The organism is Streptomyces sp. NPDC003691 (assembly GCF_053981115.1).
In genome coordinates, this window is the sequence record NZ_JBSFNQ010000077.1 from 12,071 (window position 1) to 35,671 (window position 23,601).

Here is a 23,601-nt window from a genome sequence, read left to right on the forward strand (position 1 = left end):
CGAGGGATCGGCCGGATGCACGGCCCATCCATCGCCCGGACGCGCGGTCAGCGCTTCCGGACGACGACGAAGTCGGCGAGGGCGACCAACTGCTCCCGCACCCGGCCCGGCATCTCGACGGCGTCCAGGGCCTCGATGGCGACGGTGTGCTGCCGGCGGGCCTCCTGGGAGGTCCACTCACGGCCGCCGGCCTCCTCGATCAGCGCCGCCCGGGTGGCGAACTCCTCCTCCGAGAAGGAGTCGAAATCGCTGCTCTTGGCGTCGGCGGCGAGCAGTTCGCCGAGCCGCCGGGACGCCTCCCCGCCCGCGGCGAGCGCGGCCACCACCGGCAGCGACTTCTTGCGCTGGCGCAGATCGCTCCAGGTCTGCTTGCCGGTGGCGACCGGGTCGCCCCAGATGCCGAGAAGGTCGTCGACCGCCTGGAAGGCGAGGCCCAGATGGTAGCCGTACCGCTCCAGGGCGTCCGCGGTACGGTCGTCCGCCCCGCCGAGCACGGCACCGATGGAAACGGCACAGGCCAGCAGTGCGCCGGTCTTGTTGCCCTCCATCTCCAGGCACTCCTCGACGCTCACCCGCTCGCGGTGCTCGTAGGAGATGTCCTGCGCCTGGCCGTCGATCAGCTTCCGGGTCGCGGTGGTGAGCCGGCGGGTCGCCCGCCCGGCCTCCACGGTGCCCAGCTCCAGCAGCACCTCGTTGGCGAGCGCGAACAGCGCGTCGCCGACCAGGATGGCCTGGGCCGGGCCGTGCACCTTCCACACCGTGTCGCGGTGGCGGCGCTGCTCGTCGCCGTCCATCAGGTCGTCGTGCAGCAGGGAGAAGTTGTGGACCAGCTCCACGGCGACGGCGCCGGGGACACCCGCCTCCGGCGGGGCGCCCGCGGCCTCGGCCGAGAGCAGGGCCAGCGCCGGGCGGACGGCCTTGCCGCCGTCGCCGTCGGCGGGCCGCCCCTGGGCGTCGATCCAGCCGAAGTGGTAGGCGGCGACGGTGTCCATCGGAGAGGCCAGCCGGTCGACGGCGGCCCGCAGGACCGGCGCGGACATCTCCCGGCCGCGCTCCAGGAGCGCCGCGATGTCGACGCCGTCCGCGCGCTCGATGCCGGGCGCGGGATGTTCCGCCGGGTTCGCCGAGGGCACTGTCGGCACGGTCTCTCTCCTGGTGTCGATTGCTGGGTCGGTCGCTGTGTCGGCCGGTGTTTCGGCCGGTGTCCGGATCGCTGTGCAGATCGCTTCGTCGATTGCTTCGTCGATCGCTTCGGGGGTCACGAAGGGACCGGTTGCTTCGGTGGTCGCGAGGGGACCGGTGCGCAGGCTCACGCCGCCTCCTTGAGCGGATGTTCGTGGGGGCGGCCCAGCGCGGCGAGGGCGGCGCCCGCCGCGGTCAGCCCGCTGCGCACGGCGCCCTCCATGGTCGCGGGCCAGCCGGTGGCGGTCCACGCCCCGGCGAGGAAGAGGCCGGGCGCACGGGTGGCGGCCCCGGGCCGGAGCCGTCCGACGCCCGGCGCCGGGGCGAAGGTCGCGGTGCGCTCCCGGGTGACGAAGAAGTCGCGGACGACCGCCGTACGGGCGGGCGGCAGCAGTTTCTCCAGCTCCGGCAGATAGCGGGCGCGCAGCTCGGCGACCGGCGCGTCGATCTCGTGCTGGGCAGCGGACTGGGAGAGCGCCAGATACTGGCCGCCGTCCGCCAGCCCGGACGCCTCCGTACGGTCGAACACCCACTGCACGGGGGAGCCCAGGGCGGCGAAGAAGGGACGGCGCAGCACCGGACGGTCGTACACGACGTGCACGTTGAGAATCGGCGCGGTGCCGATCTCCAGCAGCCGGGCGGAGTCGTCGAGCGCGCCCTCGGGCAGCAGCGCGTGGGTCTCCCGCTGGGCGGTCGCCAGGACGACGGTGCCCGCGTCCAGGTCCCGCTCCTCGGTGCGGACCAGCCAGCGGCCGCCGTCGGCCCGGGCCACGTCCTTGACCCGGGTCCCGGTCAGCACCCGGACCCCGGCGGCCTCCAGGGCCGACCGGGCGAGGGTGTCGTGGAGGTCGCCCAGCGGCACCCGGGCCCAGCCGATATCGGCGGCGCCGGGCTCCGAGAGCAGGCCGGTTCTGAAGACCATGGCGGCCAGCCCCAGCGAGGCGTCGGCGGCCCGGGCGTTGAGGGTGGCCACCCCGACCAGGTCCCAGAGCGCCTCGACGGTGCGCGCCGACTGCCCGTGGCGGTGCAGCCAGCTCGCGAAGTCGATGCCGTCGAGGGCCGGATCGGCCGGGTCCAGGGCGCGCAGGGCCAGCGCGGCCCGGCCCACGGAGGCCCGTTCGGCGAGGGAGAGATGGGGGTACGTGGCAAGGCTCGCGGCCAGGTGCAGCGGAACCGGCAGCGCCGTACGGCGCAACCGGCCCAGCCTCGACCCGGCGGGCCGGGCGGCGTCCACCACGGGAACGTCCATCCGGTCCTGGACGGGCGCCAGGGCCGTACCGCCGATCCGGTCGAGGAACCAGCGGTAGGCGGTGCAGCAGCGCATGTACACGTGCTGGCCGTTGTCGACCACGAGGTCGCCGCGGCGGAAGGAGAACGCGAGTCCGCCCAGCCGGGGACGGCCCTCCACGAGGGTCACACCGAGTCCGGCCTCGGCGAGGCGCAGCGCGGCGGTCACCCCCGCGAGCCCCCCGCCGACCACGACCGCGCTCTCCGGCGGGCTGGTCCGGTCCGTCATACGACCTCCCCTCGGGCCGTTGAGGTCAGGGACGCGGCGGGGCCGCGCCCGGTTGCGCGCGGGGCCGGGACGGGACTCCGGAGGCCCGGGTGACGGCGGAGCATCAGACACGCCCCCGGAGGCCCTGGCGGCTGATGTGCCGGGTGTCGATCCCGGACAGCCCGCGGATCGCGACGTACGCCTTCTCGTGGCCGGGCAGGGAGACCCGGCCGCGGAGCACCGCGCCGGGGTCGCAGGCGATCCGGTCCAGCAGCCGCCGGTAGATCCCCGCCATCGCGGCGACGCACGCGCCGCTGCGCCGGTCGAGCATGGGCAGCAGCCGGTAGCCCTCGGCGAAGAGGGCCCGGGCGCGCCGCACCTCGTAGTGCACCAGACCGGTGAAGTCGGCGCCGGGCGGCAGGGTCGCGGAGTGGAAACCCGCCGAGCAGCCGAACTTCGCCAGATCGTCGGCGGGCAGATAGACCCGTCCGTTGGCCGCGTCCTCGCGAACGTCCCGCAGGATGTTGGTGAGTTGCAGGGCGAGCCCGAGGGTGTCGGCGTACTCGGCGGCCCGTTCGGCGCCCGGTACCCCGGGCTGGGTTCCGAAGACCCCGAGCGAGAGCCGTCCGATGGCACCCGCCACACAGCGGCAGTACGCCCTGAGGTCGTCCCAGGTCTCGTACGTCTCGCCGTGCACGTCCATCAGGACACCGTCGATCAGCTCGTCGAGGGCGTCGAGCGGGATCGGGAACCGCGCGGCGGCGTCGGTGAGCGCGACGGCCACCGGGTCGGTGTCGTCCTCCGGGACGGCACCCCGGCGCACCCGGTCCAGCAGCTCCCGGGTCGCCCCGAGCCGCTCCCGCTTCTCCTCGTCGCCCAGCGGTCCGTCGCCGATGTCGTCCACCCGGCGGGAGAACGCGTACAGCGCCGACATCGCCTGCCGCTTGTCCGTCGGCAGGAGTCTGATTCCGTACGCGAAGTTGCGCGCCTGCGCTCCCGTCACCGTCTCGCAGTAGCTGTACGCGGCCTGCACCGCCGCCGATACACCGGCCGGTCCGTCCATCCTCCGGCTCACCCCTCTCTACGCGCTCGTTGCACCACGGCCCCCACGGAGCGCAGCAACTGTGCCCTGGCGGGCTTGGGCGGCCCGGACAGAACGTCGAATCCGGCCGCCGCGACGGCGTCGACGGCGGCGAGGCCGCCGCCGACGAAGCCGGCGAGCAGCAGCCGCAGCCTGCCCCGCACGCTGCCCACCAGCGGAACTCCTTCGAGGAGCAGCTTCCGGGCGCGGTCGGCCTGGTACGCGATCAGGCTGCGTACGGAGGCCGTGGCGACCGGGGCCGCCAGATCGGCCTCGGAGACATGGAAGCGCCGCATGTCGTCGGCCGGAAGATAGATGCGGTCACGGGCCAGGTCCTCGCGCACGTCCTGGAGGTGCTCGACGATCTGGAGACCGGTGCAGACCGCGTCGGAGCGGAGCAGCCGCTCCGGGGTCAGGGTGCCGCTGACCTGGAGGACGAGATTCCCCACGGAGTTGGCGGACAGCTCGCAGTAGGCCAGGAGTTCGCCGTAGTCGGCGTACCGCCGCACCCGCTGGTCCTGGCGGTTGGCGGCGATCAGGCCGAGGAAGGGTTCGGGGGTCAGGGCATGGCGGCGTACGGAGGGCACCAGGGCGCGCAGCAGCGGATGCCGGGGCTCCCCACCGGGGTCGCCGCCAGGGTCGCCGACGGCGGCGTCCGCGGGCGTGGCCGGGCCCGGCTCCGGGGCTCCGGCCGGGGCGGGGTCGTCGGCGGGTACCGGGCGGCCGGCGGCGGCGAAGGCGCGCCGCAGGTCCGTCTCGAAGGCGTCGAGCGCGGCGAGCCGGTCCGCGGACCGTTCCGGGGCGACGCCCAGGACGCGCAGGTCCGAGCCGCCGGGGTCGAGGTCCCCGTCGCCGATGTCGTCGACCAGCCGGGCGTAGCCGTACAGGGCCATCAGATCGCCGCGCCAGGCGGCGGGCAGGAAGAAGGGGGCCACGGGGAAGTTCTCGGACGCGGCCTTGTCGAGGGTCGCCCGGGCCCGGTCCTCGGGACGGGACGCGCGGGGCGGTCGGCGGGCGCTCATGCGGTGCTGCCCGGGGCGGGGACGGCGGAAGCCCCACAGGGCCGGAGATTGCCGATCATTGCCGTCACATCCCCCGTTCTACACTGCCGACCCAATCCATCCTATTTCGGACACGCCGCCGGTGGTCGCTCCCACCTGGGGACCGCCCTCCCGATGAACCGCCGGGGACGGAACGCCCCACTTGCCGTGAATCGGCACCGGTCCAGCTTACGTCGTAGAACACCGGGCGACGCGCCCGGGCCCTGTGATCACCGCCATCACGCCGCATCGCCGGCCAACCGTCCTTTCGCCACCATCTCTTGAACCCGCCGCCCGACCGTCCGGCCCGGAGCGGGGCGCCTCGCAGACCACCGCGGTCCGTCACGGAGAAGGACGCGAGAAGGCCCCCGTCCGGATGTCACCGCGGGGGCCTTGACCGGGCCGGACGTCCGCTCCGGTCCCAGGGTCTCCGCCGGGGCCGGACCTCCGTCCGGCCCCGGGTCTTCCACTCGCCACCGGCCCCGGCGTCAGCCGCGGCCGTACCGCTCCTCGGCCTTCCAGAAGTACACGAACCCGGCGATGCCGAAGAACACCGCCCAGCCCACCGCGAACGCCCAGACGTGCGGCGGCAGGTTCTCGGAGCCGTAGCCGTCGATCATCGCGAAACGGATCAGGTCCATATAGACCGCGGCCGGGTTCCACTGCAGCACATCGGCGATCCACGCCGGCTTGTCCTCCAGCATCACCGGGATGGAGAACATCACACCGGACGCGTACATCCAGGTACGCATGATGAACGGCATCAGCTGCGCCAGGTCGGGGGTCTTGCTGCCCAGCCGCGCCATCATCAGCGCCAGACCGGTGTTGAACCCGAACTGGAGCACGAGCGCGGGCAGGATCAGCAGCCATGACAGCGACGGGTAGCTGCCGAAGGCGACGGCGATCACCACGAGGACCGCCATCGAGAACATGAGCTGCTGCAACTGCTGGAGCGCCAGGGAGATCGGCAGCGAGGCCCGGGGGAAGTGCAGCGCCCGCACCAGCCCCAGATTGCCGGAGATCGACTTCACTCCGGCCATCACCGAACTCTGGGTGAAGGTGAACACGAAGACGCCCGTGACCAGGAAGGGGATGAAGACCTCCTGGCTCATGCCCCGGTCCGCGTTGAGGATCAGCCCGAAGATGAAGTAGTACACCGCCGCGTTCAGCAGCGGCGTCACGACCTGCCACAACTGCCCCAGCTTGGCCTGGCTGTACTGCGCGGTCAGCTTGGCCTGCGAGAACGCCACGATGAAGTGGCGCCGGCCCCACAGCTGGCGGACGTACTGGAACAGACTCGGCCGCTTGCCGCTGACCGAGAGCCCGTACTTGGCGGCGAGCTGCGCCGGGGTCAGCTGAGCGTCCGGGGAGGTACGGGCGGGCGCCGTCGCGCCGCCGGGGGCAGTGTCACTCACGGGGAACTCTCTCTTCGAGAAGCGCGGCAGGTGGGGCGCGGTCCAGCTTGTCAGATTTTCTTAGGGGCTCGGTTCGCCTCCGGGGCGCTGAAGCCGTGTTCTTCAGGCGATCGTGCTCGGCCACTCGTTCCTCGTGGCCTGCGCGCGTTCGCCTTCCAGAACACGACGCGCCCCTTCGGCTCACTCGCCGCAGGGCCATCGGGGAGGAGGGGGATCTCCTCCTGGCCCGGCCTCGGGGGAGGAGGTGGGATCTCCTCCGGGGGCCGGTCTCGGGGCCGTCCCTGGCATGGGGCGGCCCCGGGTCCCGCTACTTCAGACGGCTGGACGCGAGGATCGACACCAGGTGGAGCAGCGTCTGGACGACCGCGATACCGGCCAGGATCGCGATCCCGAGGCGGGTGAAGAACAGATCACCCTGGACCAGGTCCAGCACCGCCGCGGCCAGGATGAAGAGGCTGGCCTCGATCCCGCCCACGAGACGGTGGAACTTGAGCGCGGCCGCCGCCCTGCGGGCCAGCGCCAGACCGGAGGAGCGGGGCACCGACGCCTCGTCCTTCACGGCGGCCAGTCCGCTGCGCTGCCGGGCCACGTCGACGAGGTCCGTCTCGGCCTTGATGAGGATCGCGCCCAGGGCCGCGACCGTGCCGAGGAACGCCCACAGCCACTCCGCGCGCCCGTCGCCCAGGACATCGGCGCCCCGGATGCCGAAGCCGACCAGCAGGGCCGCCTCGCAGAGGTAGTGGCCGACCCGGTCGAGATAGACACCGGTCACGGAGGTCTGCTTGCGCCAGCGGGCCACCTCGCCGTCGACACAGTCGAGCAGCAGGTAGATCTGGAACAGCACGACCGCCAGAACGGCGCCGGTCAGCCCGGGGATCAGCAGCGCGGCGCCGCCTATCACCCCGACCACGACCATCAGATACGTCAGTTGGTTGGGGGTGATGCGGGTGTTGACCACATAGCGGTCGACACGGAGGGAGATCTCCCGCATGTACAGGCGCCCGGCCCAGTGCTCGCCGCTGCGCCGGTCCTTCACGCCCTCCGGGTGAACGACCGGGCGGAGTTCAGCTACGGATGGTCTTGGCATAGTCGGCGTACGCGTCCCTGATCTGGTCGGTGGTGAGGTCGAGGTGTTCCAGGATGGTGAAACGGCCGGGGCGGGTCTGCGGCGCGTACGCCACCGCCTCGACGAACTCGTCCGTGCTGAACCCGATGTCCCCGGGGAGCACCGGAAGCCCGTGACGGCGCAGCACCTCGGCGAAGAGACCGGACCCCTCCCGGTCGCCGCGCAGATGCATGGCGAAGGCGGCACCGATGCCGACCTGTTCGCCGTGGCTGGCGGCCCGCCGCGGATACAGCAGGTCGAAGGCGTGGCTGATCTCGTGGCAGGCACCGGACGAGGGACGGGTGTCCCCGCTGATCGAGATGGCGATCCCGGTCAGGACGAGGGCCTCGGCGAGAACGGTGAGAAAGGCGTCGTCGCCGATGCCGCCGGGGTGCCGCAGGACCGACTCACCCGCCGTACGGGCCATCGCGGCGGCGAGCCCGTCGACCTTCTCGCCGTTGATCCGCTGCGACAGCTCCCAGTCGGCGATCGCCGACAGATTGGAGATGGTGTCGCCGATGCCGGAGCGGATGTACCGGTCCGGGGCGGAGCGGATCACGTCCAGGTCGATGACGGTGGCGATCGGGGTCGGCAGACCGTAGGAGCCGCGGCCGTTGTCGTTGTCGAGGGTCGCGACCGGGGAGCAGATGCCGTCGTGCGCCAGATTGGTGGCGACGGCGACCATCGGGAGGCCGACCCGGGCCGCCGCGTACTTGGCGACGTCGAGGATCTTGCCGCCGCCGAGGCCGACGACCGCGTCGTACCGCTTGCCCTTGATGGAGTCGGCCAGCTTCACGGCCTCGTCGATCGTGCCGCCGGCCACCTCGTACCAGTGGGCGCCCGGCAGCGCCGGCTCCAGCCTCTCGCGCAGGGCCCGGCCCGAACCGCCGCTGATCGCGACGGCGAGCGTGCCGGAGGCCGAGATCCGCTGGTCGGCGAGGATGACCGCGAGGTCGTCCAGGGCGCCGGGGCGGATGTCGACGACGACCGGCGAGGGGATCAGCCGGGTCAGTACTGGCACGCGATCTCACGGCCCTTCGCGAGGTCGTCGTGGTTGTCGATCTCCACCCAGGTGACCTCGCCGATGGGGGCGGTGTCGACGGTGAAGCCGCGGTTCACCAGCTCCTGGTAGCCGTCCTCGTAGTAGAGGTCGGGGTCGCGCTCGAAGGTGGCCTTCAGGGCGTCGGCCAGCTCCTCGGCGGCCTCCGGCTCGATCAGGGTGACACCGATGTACTCGCCGGTGGCCTCCGCCGGGTCCATCAGCTTGGTGATCCGGCGGACCCCGGCACCGTCCTCGGCGACGACCTTCATCTCCTCGTCGGCCAGCTTCTTCACCGTGTCGAGAGCGAGGATGATCTTCTTCCCCTCGCCGCGGGCCGCGAGCAGGGTGCGCTCGACGGAGACCGGGTGGACGGTGTCGCCGTTGGCCAGGATGACACCGCGCTTCAGCACGTCACGGGCGCACCACAGGGAGTAGGCGTTGTTCCACTCCTCGGCCTTGTCGTTCTCGACGAGGGTGAGCTTCAGTCCGTACGCCGCCTCCAGCGCCGCCTGGCGCTCGTAGACGGCCTCCTTGCGGTAGCCGACGACGATCGCGGCCTCGGTGAGCCCGATCTCGGCGAAGTTCGCGAGGGTGAGGTCGAGGACCGTGCGCTCGCCGTCGACCGGCACGAGGGCCTTCGGAAGCGTGTCGGTGTAGGGGCGAAGACGCCGTCCGGCACCGGCTGCCAGTACGAGGCCGATCATGCGGGTTCTCCTTCGTCGTGTACTGCGGGCGCGGCGGAGGACACCCAGAAGCGGATGCTCTCCACCAGCACCACGAGGGCTACGGCGACCGCGAGCGCCGTCAGCGCGACGGTGAAGCCGGCGCCCGCAAGCAGGGCGGCCAGCAGCGCGACGGCGAGGGTCCGGCCCTCGTGTCCGCCGGTCAGCCTGACCAGCAGGCGCGGGGGCGCGCCGGAGCCGCCACGGATGCGGTACACCGTGTCGTAGTGATGGTAGGCGACCGCGGCGACCAGGCCGAAGGCCGCGGGCAGCGCCCCGGGGACGTCCGCGCGGGCGGCCAGCGCCAGGACCGTGCCGTACTCGGCGGCCCGGAAGACCGGGGGGACCAGCCAGTCGAGGGCGCCCTTGAGGGGGCGGGCGACGGCCAGACCCGAGGTAAGGACATAGACCGCGGCGGCGGCGACGGGCGCCCAGGAGCCGTAGGGGGCCAGGGCCGCGGTGGTGACCACGGCCGTGCCGCCGAGCAGGGCGAGCACGGGCGCCGCGAACGCGGGCAGCTTCCCGGCGAAACCGCGGCCCGCGCGGGCGACGGACTCGGCGAGCGGGCCCGAGTCGGCGAGGTCGGCCAGGGCCTGCGCGGCCCGGTCGGTGCGGTGGGCCTTGCGGGTCACCGAGCGCAGCAGCCGTCCCGCCGTGGTGTAGCAGGCCGCGAAGGCACAGCCCACGAGCAGGGCGTAGAAGACGATCCGGGGGGTGGCCACCGCGGTCAGTACGGCGATCATGGCCCAGCGCTCGCCGATGGGCAGCACGATCATCCGCCGCACCCACACCGTCCAGCCGACGCTGTCGAGCCGGTCGGAGAGGGCGGCGGTGGGGCTGGTGTTGGAGACCGCGTCGTGGTTGGCCTCGTTGAAGGAGAAGTCCACGACGTGCCGGCAGGTCTGGAGGACCATGGCGGCCAGCGCCAGCGCCCAGACGTCGTCGCCGCCGCGGGCCGCGCCGAGGGCGAGGCCCGCGTAGTACGCGTACTCCTTGGCCCGGTCGAAGGTGGCGTCCAGCCAGGCGCCCATCGTCGAGTACTGGAGCGAGTAGCGGGCGAGCTGCCCGTCGGTGCAGTCCAGGACGAAGGAGAACAGCAGCAGCAGGCCGGCCGCGACGAAACCGCCGCGGGTGCCGGTCGCCGCCGCCCCGGCCGCGATCAGCGCGGTGATCAGGGAGGCGGTGGTGACCTGGTTCGGTGTGAAGCCCCGGCGGGCGCACCAGCGGGCGATGTAGCGCGAGTACGGGCTGATCGCGTAGGTCGTGAAGAAGCCGTCCCGGGCCTTGACCGCGGAGCGCAGCCGTACCGCCTCGTCGTCGACGGCGGCGACGGCCTGCCGGGCCTCGTTGCGGGTCTGCGGGTCACCGGGGACGGTGGCCACCAGCGAACCCAGCTCGGGCCGGTGGACCGCGGTGCCGCCGTCCTCCAGCGCGGCCGCGAGGGCGTCGGGCAGCGGTTCCGTACGCTCCGAGGTCCGTACGGCTCCGGCCTCGGCCCCGGCGGCCGCCGGGGCGTCGCCGGGCTCCAGGGCCCGGGTCAGCGCGGCACGGGCCGCGGGCTGCGCGGTGAGCGCGCCCGGGACCGCGGCGGCGGGGAAGCGGGGGTCGGTGAGCGCGAGCCGGAGGGCGTGGACGTGCCCGACGAAACGGGAGTCCACGACCGCGACCCGCTCGGCGGCGGGGACGCCGGCGAGCAGCGCGGCCGTCGCGCCGGAGTCGGGCGCGGCCAGGACGTCGAAGCCCAGCGACCGCAGATCGCCATCGAGCGACGATCCGGGCACGGGCGGACCGGTGAGGATGGCGGTCGACAGACGAACTCACTCCTTGGAACCGAGGTGTGGATGCGCGGCGGCCCGGCCCGTGACGCACGGGCGGCGACTCGTCGGCAGAGGCTATCGGATGCACGGGAACGGGAGTTCACCGGCCGCTCACGCCCCGGCACGGTACGCCCGGCCCCGGTGAGGCCCCGTCCGGAGATCATCATTGTCGATCCGCGCCCCCGCGACAAACCGCGCTCCGCGCGGGGAGGCGGGCGGCGGTGCGGGGCACCGCCCGGGAGGGCCGCCGGGGCGGGCCCTCGCGCGGCACGACCGGCCGCCCGGGGGACGCCCGGGGCGCGCCGGGAAGCGCCCTCCCGGCAGCCGTCCCCGGACACCACGGGTCCGCCCCGGGGCGCCGTCGGGAAGGGCTTCCGCTCGGGGCCGCGGGCCGCATCGGAGCGGCGGTGCCCTGTCCGCAGGATGGTGCGTCCGCGGCCCGGGTCCTGCCTGCGGGACCGGCGGGCGCGGTCCGCGGCCCGGGACGGCGGCCGCCCGGGGTGCCCGCGCGTGGGGGCGGGGGCCTGCTCCGGGGCCGGGGGGTCGGGGCGCATCGCCCGTGGTCCGCTACCCGGCTACCCGGGTCCGGGGGGCTGGGGCCCGGGGGCCGGTCCGGGCCGGGACGGCGGCCGCCCGGGGCGCCGTGCGCGGGGGCGGGGGACGCGCGCAGCACCGCCCGGGCCGCGCGGCCGTGCGGGGCCGCCCGTGCGCGGGGGCGGGGGCGCCGAGGGCGCGGCGGGGCAGGCCATAGGGTGGGTGGTATGACATGGCTGATCACGGGTGGGGCGGGCTATATCGGCGCGCATGTGGTGCGGGCGATGGCCGGTGCCGGGGAGAAGGTCGTCGTCCTCGACGACGTGTCCTCGGGGATCGTCGAGCGGCTGCCCGCGGAGGTTCCGCTGGTACGCGGTACCGTCGCGGACCGCGAGCTGCTGCTGGACACCTTCCGCGAGTACGGGGTGACCGGGGTCGTCCATCTCGCGGCGAAGAAGCAGGTCGGGGAGTCCGTCGAGCAGCCGCTGCGCTACTACCGGGAGAACGTGCACGGGCTGACCGTGCTGCTGGAGGCCGTGGTCGGGGCCGGGGTGCGGCGCTTCCTCTTCTCCTCGTCGGCGGCGGTGTACGGGATCCCGGACCAGGAGCTGATCCCGGAGACCGCGCCGTGCGTACCCATCAATCCGTACGGCGAGACCAAGCTCGCCGGGGAGTGGCTGGTCCGGGCGGCCGGGCGGGCGCACGGGATCGAGACGGCCTGTCTGCGCTACTTCAACGTGGCGGGGACCGCCCGGCCCGAGCTGTCGGACACCGGGGTCTTCAACATCATCCCGATGTTCTTCGACCGGATCACCCGCGGCGAGGCGCCGCGGATCTTCGGCGACGACTATCCGACGCCGGACGGCACCTGCATCCGTGACTACATCCATGTCGCGGACCTCGCCGACGCGCATCTGACAGTGGCCCGGCGGCTCGCCCTGGAGGAGGGCGCCGGTGACCTCACGGTGAACATCGGGCGGGGTGTCGGGGTCTCCGTACGCGAACTGGCGGAGCTGGTGTCCGAGGTCACCGGATTCGACGGGGAAGCCGTGGTCCGGCCCCGCCGCCCCGGGGACGCGGCCCGCGCCGTCGCCGCGGTGGACCTGATCACCCGGGAGCTGGGCTGGAGCGCGCGCCACGGGGTGCGCGAGATGGTCGAGTCCGCATGGCAGGGCTGGCTGCTGCGGCGGCCCGGCGCGTGTTAGCCCGCCCCCGGCGCGCGCGGGGGTTCGCGCCAGCCGCGGGCGGCGGCGGCTACCGGCGACGACGGCCCGGCGAGAACGGTGGCGGCCCGGGAAAACCGGCCCGCACTCACTCTCCGCAGCGATTCCCCTCAACGGCCCCGTCCGGACGGACTTCCCGGACGGGGCCGAATGCTGTCCCGGGCCCTCGCGGAACCTCCCGCGGCGCCCTCCCGCAGACCTTCCCGCGGAACCCTCACGGGTGCGTCGCCAGGGCCTCCGCGGCGCCTCCTCAGGGCCCTCCGGGAGCTTTCCGGAGCGGTCCCGGCCCCGGTGCGGCCGACTCGCGCCGGATCGCCGTACGACCGGGTGTCCGCGATCTCCACCGCTCTGACCTGCGGATCGTTTCCGCAGGTCAGGGGAATGACAACGGTGTTCAGTGCCGTGTTGCCACATACCCCCCACCCGTAGTTCACTGAGGCTCGGCAGGGCGTTTTTTCCCGACGATCTGGAGGCCGTTTCATGGGGGCTGGGCACGACCACGGGCATACGCACGGCGGACCGCCGCCGACCGGAACCGCCGCCGCCGCGTACAAGGGACGGCTACGGGTCGCCCTGACGATCACACTCAGCGTGATGGTGCTGGAGATCGTCGGCGGGGTGGTCACGGGGTCGCTCGCCCTGGTGGCCGACGCCGCCCATATGGCGACCGACGGCATCGGCCTGGGCATGGCGCTGCTCGCCATCCACTTCGCGAACCGGCCGCCGAGCACCAACCGCACCTTCGGACTGGCCAGGGCCGAGATCCTGGCCGCCCTCGCCAACTGTCTGCTGCTCCTCGGCGTCGGCGCCTATCTGCTCTTCGAGGCGATCGACCGGTTCATCACGCCCGCCGAGACCAAGAGCGGGCTGACGATCGTCTTCGCCCTGGTCGGCCTGCTCGCCAATGTGATCTCCCTCAGCCTGCTGATGCGCGGGCAGAAGGACAGCCTCAATGTCCGCGGCGCCTATCTGGAGGTCCTGAACGACGCGCTGGGTTCCGTCGCGGTCCTGGTCTCGGCGGTGATCATCCTGCTGACCGGCTGGCAGGCCGCCGACCCGATCGCCTCGCTGCTGATCGGCCTGATGATCGTGCCGCGTACGGTGAAGCTGCTCCGCGAGACCCTGAACGTCCTGCTGGAGGCGGCGCCCAAGGACGTCGACATGGCCGAGGTGCGCCGCCACATACTGGAGCTGCCCGGGGTGGAGGACGTACACGACCTGCACGCCTGGACGATCACCTCCGGGATGCCGGTGCTCTCCGCCCATGTGGTCGTCACCCAGGACGTCCTGGACGCGGTCGGGCACGAGAGGATGCTGCACGACCTCCAGGGCTGCCTCGGGGACCACTTCGACGTGGAGCACTGCACCTTCCAGCTGGAGCCGGTGGGCCACGCGGAGCACGAGGCGAAGCTCTGCCACTGAGCCGCCCGGTGCCGTGCGCCGGCTGACCTGCGCGGCGGTCCGGCGAACGCCATCGGGCGATGATCGGATCAACAGTTCGAATGCCGGGCGGGGGGTTCCGGGGATTCCCGCCCGCCGGCCCGGGGCACGATCCGGTACCGGGGCCCCGGGACGTCCCCGCCGCGGAGACCGTCCGCGCCGTGCGCCCGCGCGCCGCGACGGTCCCGGCAGGGACATGCCCGGTCTGCCGAAGTGCGGACAAGCCGCTTTTGTACGGCAGACTGGGCAGGCCCCCAGGGCCGAGCACCGATGCGAAGGATGGTTATGCCGACCTCACCAGTCACCGCCCCTCACAGCGCGTCGAACGGCGCACCGCCATCGATCATGCTGGAGCTGGTCGACGAGCACGGCACCACCATCGGCACCGCGGAGAAGCTCTCCGCCCACCAGCCTCCGGGCAGGCTGCACCGGGCGTTCTCCGTGTTCCTCTTCGACGAGCGGGGCCGGCTGCTGATCCAGCGCCGGGCGCTGGGCAAGTACCACTCCCCCGGTGTCTGGTCGAACACCTGCTGCGGGCATCCGTACCCCGGCGAGGCACCGTTCGCGGCCGCTGCCCGGCGCACCCACGAGGAGCTGGGGGTCTCCCCGTCGCTGCTGGCCGAGGCCGGGACGGTCCGCTACAACCACCCGGACCCGGCCTCCGGGCTGGTGGAGCAGGAGTACAACCACCTCTTCGTCGGTATGGTCCAGGGCGACCCCGCGCCGGACCCGGAGGAGGTCGGCGAGACCGTGTTCGTCACCCCCGGCGAGCTGGCCGAGCGCCATGCCGCGGCACCGTTCTCGGCCTGGTTCATGACCGTGCTGGACGCGGCGCGTCCGGCGATCAGGGAGCTGACGGGACCGGCCGGGGGCTGGTGACCCGGCGACGGCGCCCGGCTCCTCGCGGGGTCCGGGCGCCGTCGCGTCGTTGCCGGAGGCGGCGGATCCCGGGAGACCGGCGGCCGTCCGTACGGCTCAGACCCGGCGGGCCGGGAGCAGCGGCAGCTCCGCCCAGACGACCTTCCCGCCGCCCGCGGTGTGCTCGACGTCGCACCGCCCGCCGGCCTCCCGGGCGGTCTCCCGCACCAGCAGCAGTCCGCGGCCCCCGGTCCGGCCCCAGTCCGTCTCCAGGGCGGCGGGCCGGTAGGGGTGGTTGTCCTCCACGGAGATCCGTACCCGGCCCGCCGACAGGGCGACCTCCACGGCGAGCTGCGGCGAGAGCAGCACCGCGTGCTTCACGACATTGGTGACCAGCTCGGAGACGATCAGCAGCAGCCCCTGGACGGTCTCGCCGTACGCGCCTGCCGCCGGAATGCCCTGTCTCTCCAGCAGCTCCCGGACCGCGTGGCGGGCCCGGGGCACGGACGCCTCGACCGTCGGGGCGGTGAACCGCCAGACGCCCTCGCCCACCGGTGGTACGGGCGGTACGGGGCCGGGCCCCGCACTGCCCGGCGCCCCGTACGGCTGCCCGTACGGGGACACCGCAGGCCGGGCCGGAACGCTTCCGCGGCTCTCCATCAGTCCGACCCCCACCCATGGCGTACTCCGCCGCCGTCCGCTGCCCCGGGGTCCGCTGACTCCGGGGTAATAAGTGTTGCGGGACCCGGTCGGCCCCCGCCGGACTGAACGGAAATCACCGACAATCGACGGCAACCGACGGCTTTTGACCGGGTTCGCCCGGCCCGGTCAGCGGAGCGGCCGCCCCTGACCGTTCCCCGGCAGATCACCCGGCTCCGGCTCCGTCACCATCCGGACGATCCGGCGTCCGCCGACCCCGATGGCGATCAGTCCCAGGCCGTCGAAGAGCAGGGCCAGCGAGAAGAAGAGGCCCAGGACGTACCGGCTGCTCTCGGGCCAGTTCGCGAGAACGAGGATGCCCAGCACCAGCAGGGCGGCGCCCTGGAAGAGCATCCAGCCGAACTGCGGTCCCCGTACCACCAGACTGCCGACCAGCCGGAACAGCCCGCCGGTCAGGAAGAGCAGCGCGGCGAAGAGGGTCAGGGTCTCGGCCGAGCCGGTGGGATGGCGGATCACCACGACGCCCGCCGCGATGTTCAGCGCCGCGACGACCACGGCGAGCCAGAAGTAGTCGCTGCCCCGGGACGAGACCGCCTGTACGAGACCGACGATGCCGCCGATCAGCAGCAGCCAGCCGAACAGGAGCATGGAGGTGAGGGTCGCGAGCCCCGTATAGACGAGCCCGACGATCCCGGCGATCACCAGGATCGACCCGAGCACCGTCAGCAGACTGAAGCTCCGCTTGAGCTTCCCGGGCTCCACGGGCCCGGCGGAGCGAGTGGTACCGGCCATGGCGTTCTGCCTCCTCGCACCCCTTCCTGATCGTAGGTCCCCCCGCGGCGGATAGCATCCGGCGCATGGAGTCAGCCAGCCCCGGCCCGGAACCCCATGTCGTGTGCACCGTCGCCGACGGGGTCGCGACCGTCGTCGTCGACAACCCCGCCAAGCGGAATGCCATGACCACCGGGATGTGGCAGGCCGTCCCCCCGCTGCTGGCGCGGCTGGCGGACGATGCCGCCGTCCGGGTGCTGGTCCTGACCGGTGCCGGGGCGACGTTCTGCGCGGGTGCCGATATCGCCTCGCTGCGGGCGGCGGGTCCGGACGGTGCCGATATGTCGCCGCAGGCGCTCGCGGTGCGGGCGGAGGAGGCACTGGCCGCGTTCCCGAAGCCGTCCCTGGCCGTCGTCCGGGGCCACTGCGTCGGCGGCGGCTGCCAGCTCGCCGCCGCCTGCGATCTCCGCTTCGCCTCGGACGACGCGCTGTTCGGGGTGACCCCGTCGCGGCTGGGCGTGGTCTATCCCGCCGCCGCCACCCGGCGGCTGGTGGAGCTGGTGGGCCCCGCCACCACCAAGTACCTGCTCTTCTCGGGCGAGCTGATCGACAGCGGCCGGGCACTGCGGACCGGTCTGGTGGACGAGGTGCACCCGGCCGCGGACCTCGGCGTCCGGGTCGCGGCCTTCGCCCGGACGCTGGCCGGGCGCTCCCAGCTGACACAGGCCGCGGCGAAGGAGTTCGCCGCGGGCCGGACCGACCGGGCGGAGCACTGGGAGCGGCTGGCGGCGGAGCAGGCCCGCCCCGGCGGCGACACCGCGGAGGGGGTCACCGCCTTCCTGGAACGGCGTACACCCCGCTTCACCTGGTCGGTACGGCCCCGGACCACCCGGCCGGGATAGCCCGGGCGGCCGCGGACCGAGTCGGTTCGGGGCGGGCGCGGAGCTGGTCAGTTCGGGGCGGGTCGGTTCGGGGCGGGCGCGGCCTCCTTGCGCCACTGTTCCACGAGGTGTGCGGGGGCCTTCTCGGGCGAGCCCGCGTCGTAGGGCGGCTGCGGGTCGTACTCGGTGAGCAGCTGGACGTTCTGGGCGAGTTCGTCGCCGCCGATCCGGCCGAGGAGATGAAGCGCCATATCGATTCCGGCGGACACCCCGGCCGCGGTGACGTACTTGCCGTCGAAGACGACCCGCTCCCCGGTGGGTTCGGCGCCGAGCGCCGCGAGGTCGTCGTAGGCGAGCCAGTGGCTGGTCGCCCGGCGCCCCCGGAGGAGCCCGGCCGCGCCGAGGACGAGGGAGCCCGTGCAGACGGACGTGGTCCAGGCGGTGCCCGCGTCGACGGTCCGCAGCCAGCCGGTGATCTCCTCGTCGGCCATGGCGTCCTGGTCGCCGGGTCCGCCGGGGACCAGTACCAGGTCCGGGCCGGTCACCTCGGCCAGGGTGCGGTCGGCCACCAGCGCCAGCGACCCCTGGTCGCCGCGGACCGGTCCGCGCTCCTTGCCGACGAAGACGGTCTCGGCGCCCGGCAGCCTGCCGAGCAGTTCATAGGGGCCGACGGCGTCGAGGGTGGTGAAGCGGTCGTAGAGGAGTACGGCGATCTGCATGGGCTTCCCTTCGGAACGTCCGGATCAGGGCGACCACGGACAGCGGGCTTCGGGCAACGGGCTTCGGACGGCAAGGGGCGGTAGGCGGTAGGCGGTGGGGCCGGGCGGGATCCGGCTCGGGGCCCGGACCGCCCGTGCGGGCGGTCCGGCCGGGGCCGGGCGGTACGGGCCGGGGGAAGCGGCGGGCACCGGTCGGCGGGTGGTCATCGGACGGTCAGCGGTGCGTGGAAGCGGCGGCGGTACTCGGCGGGTGCCGTGCCCAGCCCGCGGACGAAGGCCCGGCGCATCGCCTCCGGGGTGCCGTAGCCGCAGGCGCGCGAGACCTCCTCCACCCCGTCGGTGGTCTCCTCCAGGAGCCGGCGGGCGTGTTCGAGCCGGATGCGCTCCACGTACCGTCCGGGGGTGACCCCGGTATCGGCGCGGAAGGCCCGGGCGAAGTGCCGCGGCGAGAGCCGGGCCCGGGCGGCGAGGGAGTCCACGGAGAGGTCCCGGCCGGGATTCTCCGCGATCCAGCGCTGGACCTCGCGCAGCGGTTCGCGGCGGGCGGTCTGGGCCGACAGCGGTGCGCTGAACTGCGCCTGGTTGCCCGGGCGTCGCAGAAAGACGACCAGGTGGCGGGCGACGACCAGGGCGGCATCCCGCCCGTGGTCCTCTTCGACGAGTGCGAGGGCCAGGTCGATTCCGCTGGTCACCCCGGCGGAGGTGGAGATCCGCCCGTCGCGTACGAAGATCGGCTCGGACTCGACCTCGACCTCCGGGTGCCGGCGGGCGAAGTCGTCGCAGAGGGCCCAGTGGGTGGTGGCCCGGTGGCCGTCCAGCAGTCCGGCGGCGGCGAGCAGGAAGGAGCCGGAGCAGACGGAGACCAGCCGTTCGGCCTTCGGCCCGTGCTCGCGCAGCCATCCGACCACGTCCGGGGGGCAGTTGTCCCCGTCGGCGCCGCCCGGCACCAGCAGGGTGTGGGGCACCGGCGCGGTTTCGAGCGCGGTATCGGGCAGCAGTGTCAGCCCGCTGCTCGTACGGACCGGGCGGCCGCCGGGCGAGGCGGTGCGCAGCGGGTACACCGAGGGGTGGCCGACGGCCCACCCGGCCCCGGCGAACACCTCGACGGGGCCGGTGAGATCGAGGCTCTGGACACCGTCGTAGAGGACGGCGAGGACGGTTCGCTCGGACATGACCCCATCCTGGGCGGGGCCGCCCGATGGCTGCAATGACGAGTACCCCACCTTTCCTGCCGTGCCGGTGCGACGGGTCTGCTGCCGTGCCCGGTGACGGCGGCCGGGGCCACCAGGTCCGGCGGGGCCGTCGGGGCCGCACCGCCCGGGCGGGCCGGGCTGATCCGGCCTGCCCGGGTCAGAACCGGACCGTCGGCTCAGGACCAGACGGGCCGGTCGGTGCCCCAGCGGCCGGGCGGGCGGCTCCAGGTGCGGGGCGCGCCCTCGTAGTGCACCGGGGACAGGGCGTGGCGCAGCGTGCCGTACGGGGACGTGGTGGTCGTCAGCCAGGGGCCGGGGTCCGGGGCGGGGTCCCGGGCCGGTTCGGTCCGGGGCGGGCGGATGCCGTGGAGCAGCCAGGAGGCGGTGGCGGCGAGGGAGAGCCGGAGCAGCTTTCCGCCGCCGGTCTCCTGGCGTTCGGTCAGGGCGCGCAGGACGGCCGCGGCGAGCAGATAGCCGGTGCCGTGGTCCAGGGCCTGGGCGGGCAGGACGCCGGGGCGGCCGTCGCCGGGTGTTTCGACCGCGGCGATGCCGGTCGCCGCCTGTACCAGGCTGTCGAAGCCTCGGCGCCCGGCGTACGGGCCGTGGTCGCCCCAGGCGTCGAGCCGGGCCACCACGAGGCCCGGGCGGCGGGCGGCGAGGGCCGCGGGGTCGAGCCCGAGGGCTTCGAGGGCGCCGGGGCGGTAGCCGGTGACGAGGACGTCCGCCGAGTCGAGGAGTGCGTCGAAGGTGCGCCGGTCGCCGGGGTCGGCGAGGTCGAGCAGGGCGGAGCGTTTGCCGGCGCCGGTGTCGGTGTGGGCGTCCGGGTCCTCGGGGAGCCCGGGCGGGTCGATCCGCAGGACGTCGGCCCCCAGCAGGGCGAGGGTGCGGGTGGCGACGGGCCCGGCGATGACCCGGGTGAGGTCGAGGACCCGGACCCCGGCGGCGGGCAGCTCCGCGGGCGGCAGCGGGCGCCGGGAGCCGCCGTCGGGTCCGCTCCGGACGACGAGCGGCAGGGGTGCGCCGGACGGCGGTCCGGGGGCGGTGGCGACGGCCACCGCGAGCCCGCCCGCCGCGTACACGGTCTCCTGCACCTCGTGGGCGGTCCGGGACGCGACCTCGGCCGCGAGCCGCCGGGCGGCGGCGCTGTCGTCGCCGTCGCCGGGGTCCGGCAGGCCGAGCGCGCGGAGCAGGGCGGCGCGGTGGTGGGGGTAGTTGGCATGGGTGCGGACCCACCGGTCGGAGGCGCGCCAGAAGCCGGAGAGCGGGGCGAAGGGGGTGAGGGCCCGGCCGTCGATCCGGAGCAGGCGTTCGCTGACGAAGGCGGCCGCGACCGCGGCCTCGTCGATCCGTACCGGCCGTACGGGAGTTCCGGTACGCCGGGCCAGCAGCTCCGCCGCGGCCAGCGAGCAGACCCCGGCGCAGGCACGGGCCAGTTCGCGTACGGGAAGCCGGGCGGGGAGCGCGCCGGGAGCCGGAACGTATGTCACGGACACGGGCGGCGGGGTGCCGCCGCCGACGGCCGTCCAGGCGTGCGCGGTGGGTGCGTCGGTCTCCTCCGGCCCCCGTGTTTCCGGGGCCGCGGAGGCGCTGTCGTCTTCGGTCATGGGGGCAGTCTCCCCCCGGCGGACGGTCCCGGGACGACGCTCCGCGGGCGGTTCCCGGGCGGTTCACGGCGAGGAGCCCCGGGCGAAGGGGACCGTTTGGCAGAATGCAGGCGCAAGCACAGCCAGCAGAGAAGGCGAGTCGGGGAACCGTGACGATGTCCATCGAAGGCAGGATCGCCGAGGAGCTCGGCGTACGGGAACGGCAGGTCCGGGCGGCCGTCGAGCTGCTGGACGGCGGGTCGACCGTGCCCTTCATCGCGCGGTACCGCAAGGAGGCGACCGAGCTGCTCGACGACGCCCAGCTGCGCACCCTGGAGGAGCGGCTGCGGTATCTGCGGGAGCTGGAGGACCGCCGGAGGGCGATCCTCGATTCCGTACGCGAACAGGGCAAGCTGGACGGGGAGCTGGAGGCGCGGATCCTGGCCGCCGACACCAAGGCCCGGCTGGAGGACATCTATCTGCCCTTCAAGCCCAAGCGGCGGACCAAGGCGCAGATCGCCCGGGAGGCCGGTCTCGAACCGCTGGCCGACGGGCTGTTGACGGATCCGTCGGTGGAGCCGCTCGCCGCGGCCGCCGCGTTCGCCGACCCGGAGCGGGGCGTCGCCGACCCGGCCGCCGCGCTGGAGGGCGCCCGGGCGATCCTCACCGAGCGGTTCTCCGAGGACGCGGACCTCATCGGTGAACTGCGCGAGCGGATGTGGACCCGGGGCCGGGTGGCGGCGAAGGTACGGGAGGGCAAGGGCGACGCGACTCAGGGCCCGGCCGCCAAGTTCGCCGACTACTTCGACTTCGCCGAGCCGTTCACCGAGCTGCCGTCGCACCGGGTGCTGGCACTGCTCCGGGGCGAGAAGGAGGAGGTGCTCGACCTCTCGCTGGAGCCGGACGCGCCCGCCGAGGAGCCGGGGCCGACGGCGTACGAGAACGCGATCGCGCGGCGCTTCGGGGTGGCCGACCGGGGCCGGCCGGGTGATCGCTGGCTGGCCGACACCGTCCGCTGGGCCTGGCGTACCCGGATCCTGGTGCACCTCGGGATCGACCTGCGGCTGAGGCTGCGGACGGCGGCCGAGGACGAGGCGGTCCGGGTCTTCGCGGCGAACCTGCGCGATCTGCTGCTGGCCGCGCCCGCCGGGACCCGGGCCACGCTCGGTCTCGACCCCGGTTTCCGGACCGGAGTGAAGGTGGCCGTGGTGGACTCGACGGGCAAGGTCGTCGCCACCGACACCGTCCACCCGCATGTGCCCGCGAACCGCTGGGACGAGTCGCTGGCGACGCTCGCGCGGCTGGCGAAGGAGCACGCGGTCGAGCTGGTCGCCATCGGCAACGGCACCGCGTCCCGGGAGACGGACCGGCTGGCGGCCGATCTGATCACCCGCCATCCGGAGCTGAAGCTGACGAAGGTGATGGTTTCGGAGGCGGGTGCCTCCGTGTACTCGGCGTCCGCGTTCGCCTCGCAGGAGCTGCCCGGTCTCGATGTGTCGCTGCGCGGCGCGGTCTCCATCGCCCGGCGGCTCCAGGACCCGCTGGCGGAGCTGGTGAAGATCGACCCCAAGTCGATCGGTGTCGGCCAGTACCAGCACGACCTGTCCGAGGTGAAGCTGTCGCGCTCCCTCGACGCAGTCGTCGAGGACTGTGTGAACGGCGTCGGCGTAGACGTCAACACGGCGTCCGCGCCACTGCTGTCGCGGGTGTCGGGCATCGGCGCCGGGCTGGCCGAGAACATCGTGGCGCACCGGGACTCCAACGGCCCGTTCCGCTCCCGCCGGGCGCTGAAGGACGTGGCGCGGCTCGGGCCGAAGGCGTACGAGCAGTGCGCGGGCTTCCTCCGGATCCGGGGCGGTGACGATCCGCTGGACGCGTCCAGCGTGCACCCGGAGTCGTATCCCGTGGTCCGCCGGATGGTGAAGGCGACGGGCGGGGAGGTGGCCTCCCTGGTCGGCAACGCGGGGGCGCTCCGGTCGCTGCGGGCCGGGGACTTCGTGGACGAGACCTTCGGTCTGCCGACGGTGACGGACATCCTGCGGGAGCTGGAGAAGCCGGGTCGCGACCCGCGGCCCGCGTTCCGTACGGCGGCGTTCAAGGAGGGTGTCGAGAAGATCGGCGACCTGGCCCCGGGGATGGTGCTGGAGGGTGTGGTGACGAATGTGGCCGCCTTCGGCGCGTTCGTGGACATCGGCGTCCACCAGGACGGTCTGGTGCATGTGTCGGCGATGTCGAAGACCTTCGTCAAGGACCCCCGGGACGTGGTGAAGCCGGGTGATGTGGTGAAGGTGAAGGTCCTCGACGTCGATATCCCGCGGAAGCGGATCTCGCTGACGCTCCGGCTGGACGACGACGCGGCGGGTCAGCCGCCGCGGCAGGGCGGCGGCGGGCGGGAGCGCGAGGCGCGGGGCGAGCGCGGCGGCGAGCGCGGTGACCGCGGCGGGCGTCCGCAGCAGCGCCGGGGCGGCGGGCAGGGTGGTCAGGGCCGTCAGGGCGGTGGGCAGGGTGGTCAGGGCGGTGCCGGCCGGGACCGTCAGGCGCCGCCGCCGGCGAACAGCGCGATGGCGGACGCCCTGCGCCGCGCGGGCCTGGCCGGTCCGGACCGGCGGCGCTGAGCACCGGGCCGGTGCGCCGTCCCCGCCGGGGGCGGCGCACCGGGCCCGGCGGGCGCATCGGGTGGTCCGGGGGCCGCAGGCACGGTCCTGCGGCCGCCCGGCGGGTCCGGTCCCGGCGGACGGCGTGCCGGTGCCCGTCCCCCGGGAACTCCTCGACACCCGCTCACCCGCACTGGCGGCCCTCGCCGGCACGGAGCCGGCCGTGGAACGGGCCCTGCGCGGACT

General features: G+C 73.9%; 19 protein-coding genes. 5 read left to right on the plus strand and 14 right to left on the minus strand.

The features are described 5' to 3' along the window. Nucleotides 1-47 precede the first annotated feature (47 nt). From ACWDR0_RS27500 to ACWDR0_RS27540, 9 genes are all read right to left on the minus strand, one after another. Nucleotides 48-1,133, minus strand: coding sequence for a polyprenyl synthetase family protein (locus tag ACWDR0_RS27500; RefSeq protein ID WP_456354490.1), 1,086 nt, complete (start codon nucleotides 1,131-1,133; stop codon nucleotides 48-50). 176 nt (nucleotides 1,134-1,309) lie between these two features. Next, on the minus strand, nucleotides 1,310-2,698 hold the full coding sequence (hpnE, locus tag ACWDR0_RS27505; RefSeq protein WP_456354473.1) for a hydroxysqualene dehydroxylase HpnE: 1,389 nt from the start codon (nucleotides 2,696-2,698) through the stop codon (nucleotides 1,310-1,312). A gap of 103 nt (nucleotides 2,699-2,801) precedes the next feature. Next, nucleotides 2,802-3,740 (minus strand): presqualene diphosphate synthase HpnD, encoded by a 939-nt coding sequence (gene hpnD / locus ACWDR0_RS27510; protein WP_456354474.1) that lies wholly within the window; start codon nucleotides 3,738-3,740, stop codon nucleotides 2,802-2,804. A gap of 8 nt (nucleotides 3,741-3,748) precedes the next feature. Continuing rightward, on the minus strand, nucleotides 3,749-4,780 hold the full coding sequence (locus ACWDR0_RS27515) for a squalene/phytoene synthase family protein (protein ID WP_456354475.1): 1,032 nt from the start codon (nucleotides 4,778-4,780) through the stop codon (nucleotides 3,749-3,751). 506 nt (nucleotides 4,781-5,286) lie between these two features. Continuing rightward, nucleotides 5,287-6,213, minus strand: coding sequence for an ABC transporter permease (locus tag ACWDR0_RS27520; RefSeq protein WP_456354476.1), 927 nt, complete (start codon nucleotides 6,211-6,213; stop codon nucleotides 5,287-5,289). Nucleotides 6,214-6,520: 307 nt separating this feature from the next. After that, nucleotides 6,521-7,300, minus strand: coding sequence for a CDP-alcohol phosphatidyltransferase family protein (locus ACWDR0_RS27525; RefSeq protein WP_456354477.1), 780 nt, complete (start codon nucleotides 7,298-7,300; stop codon nucleotides 6,521-6,523). Next, the gene (locus tag ACWDR0_RS27530; protein ID WP_456354478.1) at nucleotides 7,278-8,339 is read right to left on the minus strand and encodes an iron-containing alcohol dehydrogenase family protein; all 1,062 of its coding nucleotides are present in this window, start codon (nucleotides 8,337-8,339) and stop codon (nucleotides 7,278-7,280) included. The genes ACWDR0_RS27525 and ACWDR0_RS27530 overlap by 23 nt, the downstream gene beginning before the upstream one ends. Further along, nucleotides 8,327-9,064 (minus strand): phosphocholine cytidylyltransferase family protein, encoded by a 738-nt coding sequence (locus tag ACWDR0_RS27535; protein WP_456354479.1) that lies wholly within the window; start codon nucleotides 9,062-9,064, stop codon nucleotides 8,327-8,329. The genes ACWDR0_RS27530 and ACWDR0_RS27535 overlap by 13 nt, the downstream gene beginning before the upstream one ends. Beyond that, on the minus strand, nucleotides 9,061-10,893 hold the full coding sequence (locus tag ACWDR0_RS27540; RefSeq protein WP_456354491.1) for a DUF5941 domain-containing protein: 1,833 nt from the start codon (nucleotides 10,891-10,893) through the stop codon (nucleotides 9,061-9,063). The genes ACWDR0_RS27535 and ACWDR0_RS27540 overlap by 4 nt, the downstream gene beginning before the upstream one ends. Nucleotides 10,894-11,660: 767 nt before the next feature. On the opposite strand from ACWDR0_RS27540, the gene galE reads away from it, so the two are divergent. From galE to idi, 3 genes are all read left to right on the plus strand, one after another. Continuing rightward, nucleotides 11,661-12,638 (plus strand): UDP-glucose 4-epimerase GalE, encoded by a 978-nt coding sequence (galE, locus tag ACWDR0_RS27545; protein ID WP_456354480.1) that lies wholly within the window; start codon nucleotides 11,661-11,663, stop codon nucleotides 12,636-12,638. 498 nt (nucleotides 12,639-13,136) lie between these two features. After that, nucleotides 13,137-14,078, plus strand: a complete 942-nt coding sequence (locus ACWDR0_RS27550) for a cation diffusion facilitator family transporter (protein ID WP_456354481.1) — start codon at nucleotides 13,137-13,139, stop codon at nucleotides 14,076-14,078. A gap of 303 nt (nucleotides 14,079-14,381) precedes the next feature. Beyond that, nucleotides 14,382-14,975, plus strand: coding sequence for an isopentenyl-diphosphate Delta-isomerase (gene idi / locus ACWDR0_RS27555; RefSeq protein WP_456354482.1), 594 nt, complete (start codon nucleotides 14,382-14,384; stop codon nucleotides 14,973-14,975). A 96-nt stretch (nucleotides 14,976-15,071) separates the two neighbouring features. On the opposite strand, the gene ACWDR0_RS27560 is transcribed toward idi, so the two are convergent. Together ACWDR0_RS27560 and ACWDR0_RS27565 are read right to left on the minus strand one after the other, a co-directional pair. Then, on the minus strand, nucleotides 15,072-15,614 hold the full coding sequence (locus ACWDR0_RS27560) for an ATP-binding protein (protein ID WP_456354483.1): 543 nt from the start codon (nucleotides 15,612-15,614) through the stop codon (nucleotides 15,072-15,074). Nucleotides 15,615-15,782: 168 nt separating this feature from the next. Continuing rightward, the gene (locus ACWDR0_RS27565) at nucleotides 15,783-16,406 is read right to left on the minus strand and encodes an HdeD family acid-resistance protein (RefSeq protein ID WP_456354484.1); all 624 of its coding nucleotides are present in this window, start codon (nucleotides 16,404-16,406) and stop codon (nucleotides 15,783-15,785) included. Between the two features lie 65 nt (nucleotides 16,407-16,471). Here ACWDR0_RS27565 and ACWDR0_RS27570 point away from each other — a divergent pair, with 65 nt between their 5' ends. After that, nucleotides 16,472-17,287: an enoyl-CoA hydratase/isomerase family protein gene (locus ACWDR0_RS27570; protein ID WP_456354485.1), complete on the plus strand. Its 816-nt coding sequence runs from the start codon at nucleotides 16,472-16,474 to the stop codon at nucleotides 17,285-17,287. 47 nt (nucleotides 17,288-17,334) lie between these two features. Here the strand turns inward: ACWDR0_RS27570 and ACWDR0_RS27575 are convergent, their stop codons facing one another. From ACWDR0_RS27575 to ACWDR0_RS27585, 3 genes are all read right to left on the minus strand, one after another. Continuing rightward, a complete protein-coding gene (locus tag ACWDR0_RS27575; protein WP_456354486.1) occupies nucleotides 17,335-17,985 on the minus strand; it encodes a DJ-1/PfpI family protein in 651 nt (216 codons plus the stop codon). Between the two features lie 203 nt (nucleotides 17,986-18,188). Beyond that, nucleotides 18,189-19,157: a GlxA family transcriptional regulator gene (locus ACWDR0_RS27580; RefSeq protein WP_456354487.1), complete on the minus strand. Its 969-nt coding sequence runs from the start codon at nucleotides 19,155-19,157 to the stop codon at nucleotides 18,189-18,191. 197 nt (nucleotides 19,158-19,354) lie between these two features. Further along, a complete protein-coding gene (locus ACWDR0_RS27585; protein WP_456354488.1) occupies nucleotides 19,355-20,782 on the minus strand; it encodes a CoA transferase in 1,428 nt (475 codons plus the stop codon). A gap of 149 nt (nucleotides 20,783-20,931) precedes the next feature. On the opposite strand from ACWDR0_RS27585, the gene ACWDR0_RS27590 reads away from it, so the two are divergent. Next, nucleotides 20,932-23,376 carry a Tex family protein gene (locus ACWDR0_RS27590; protein ID WP_456354489.1) on the plus strand — a complete coding sequence of 815 codons (2,445 nt, stop codon included), beginning with the start codon at nucleotides 20,932-20,934 and terminating at the stop codon, nucleotides 23,374-23,376. Nucleotides 23,377-23,601 lie beyond the last annotated feature (225 nt).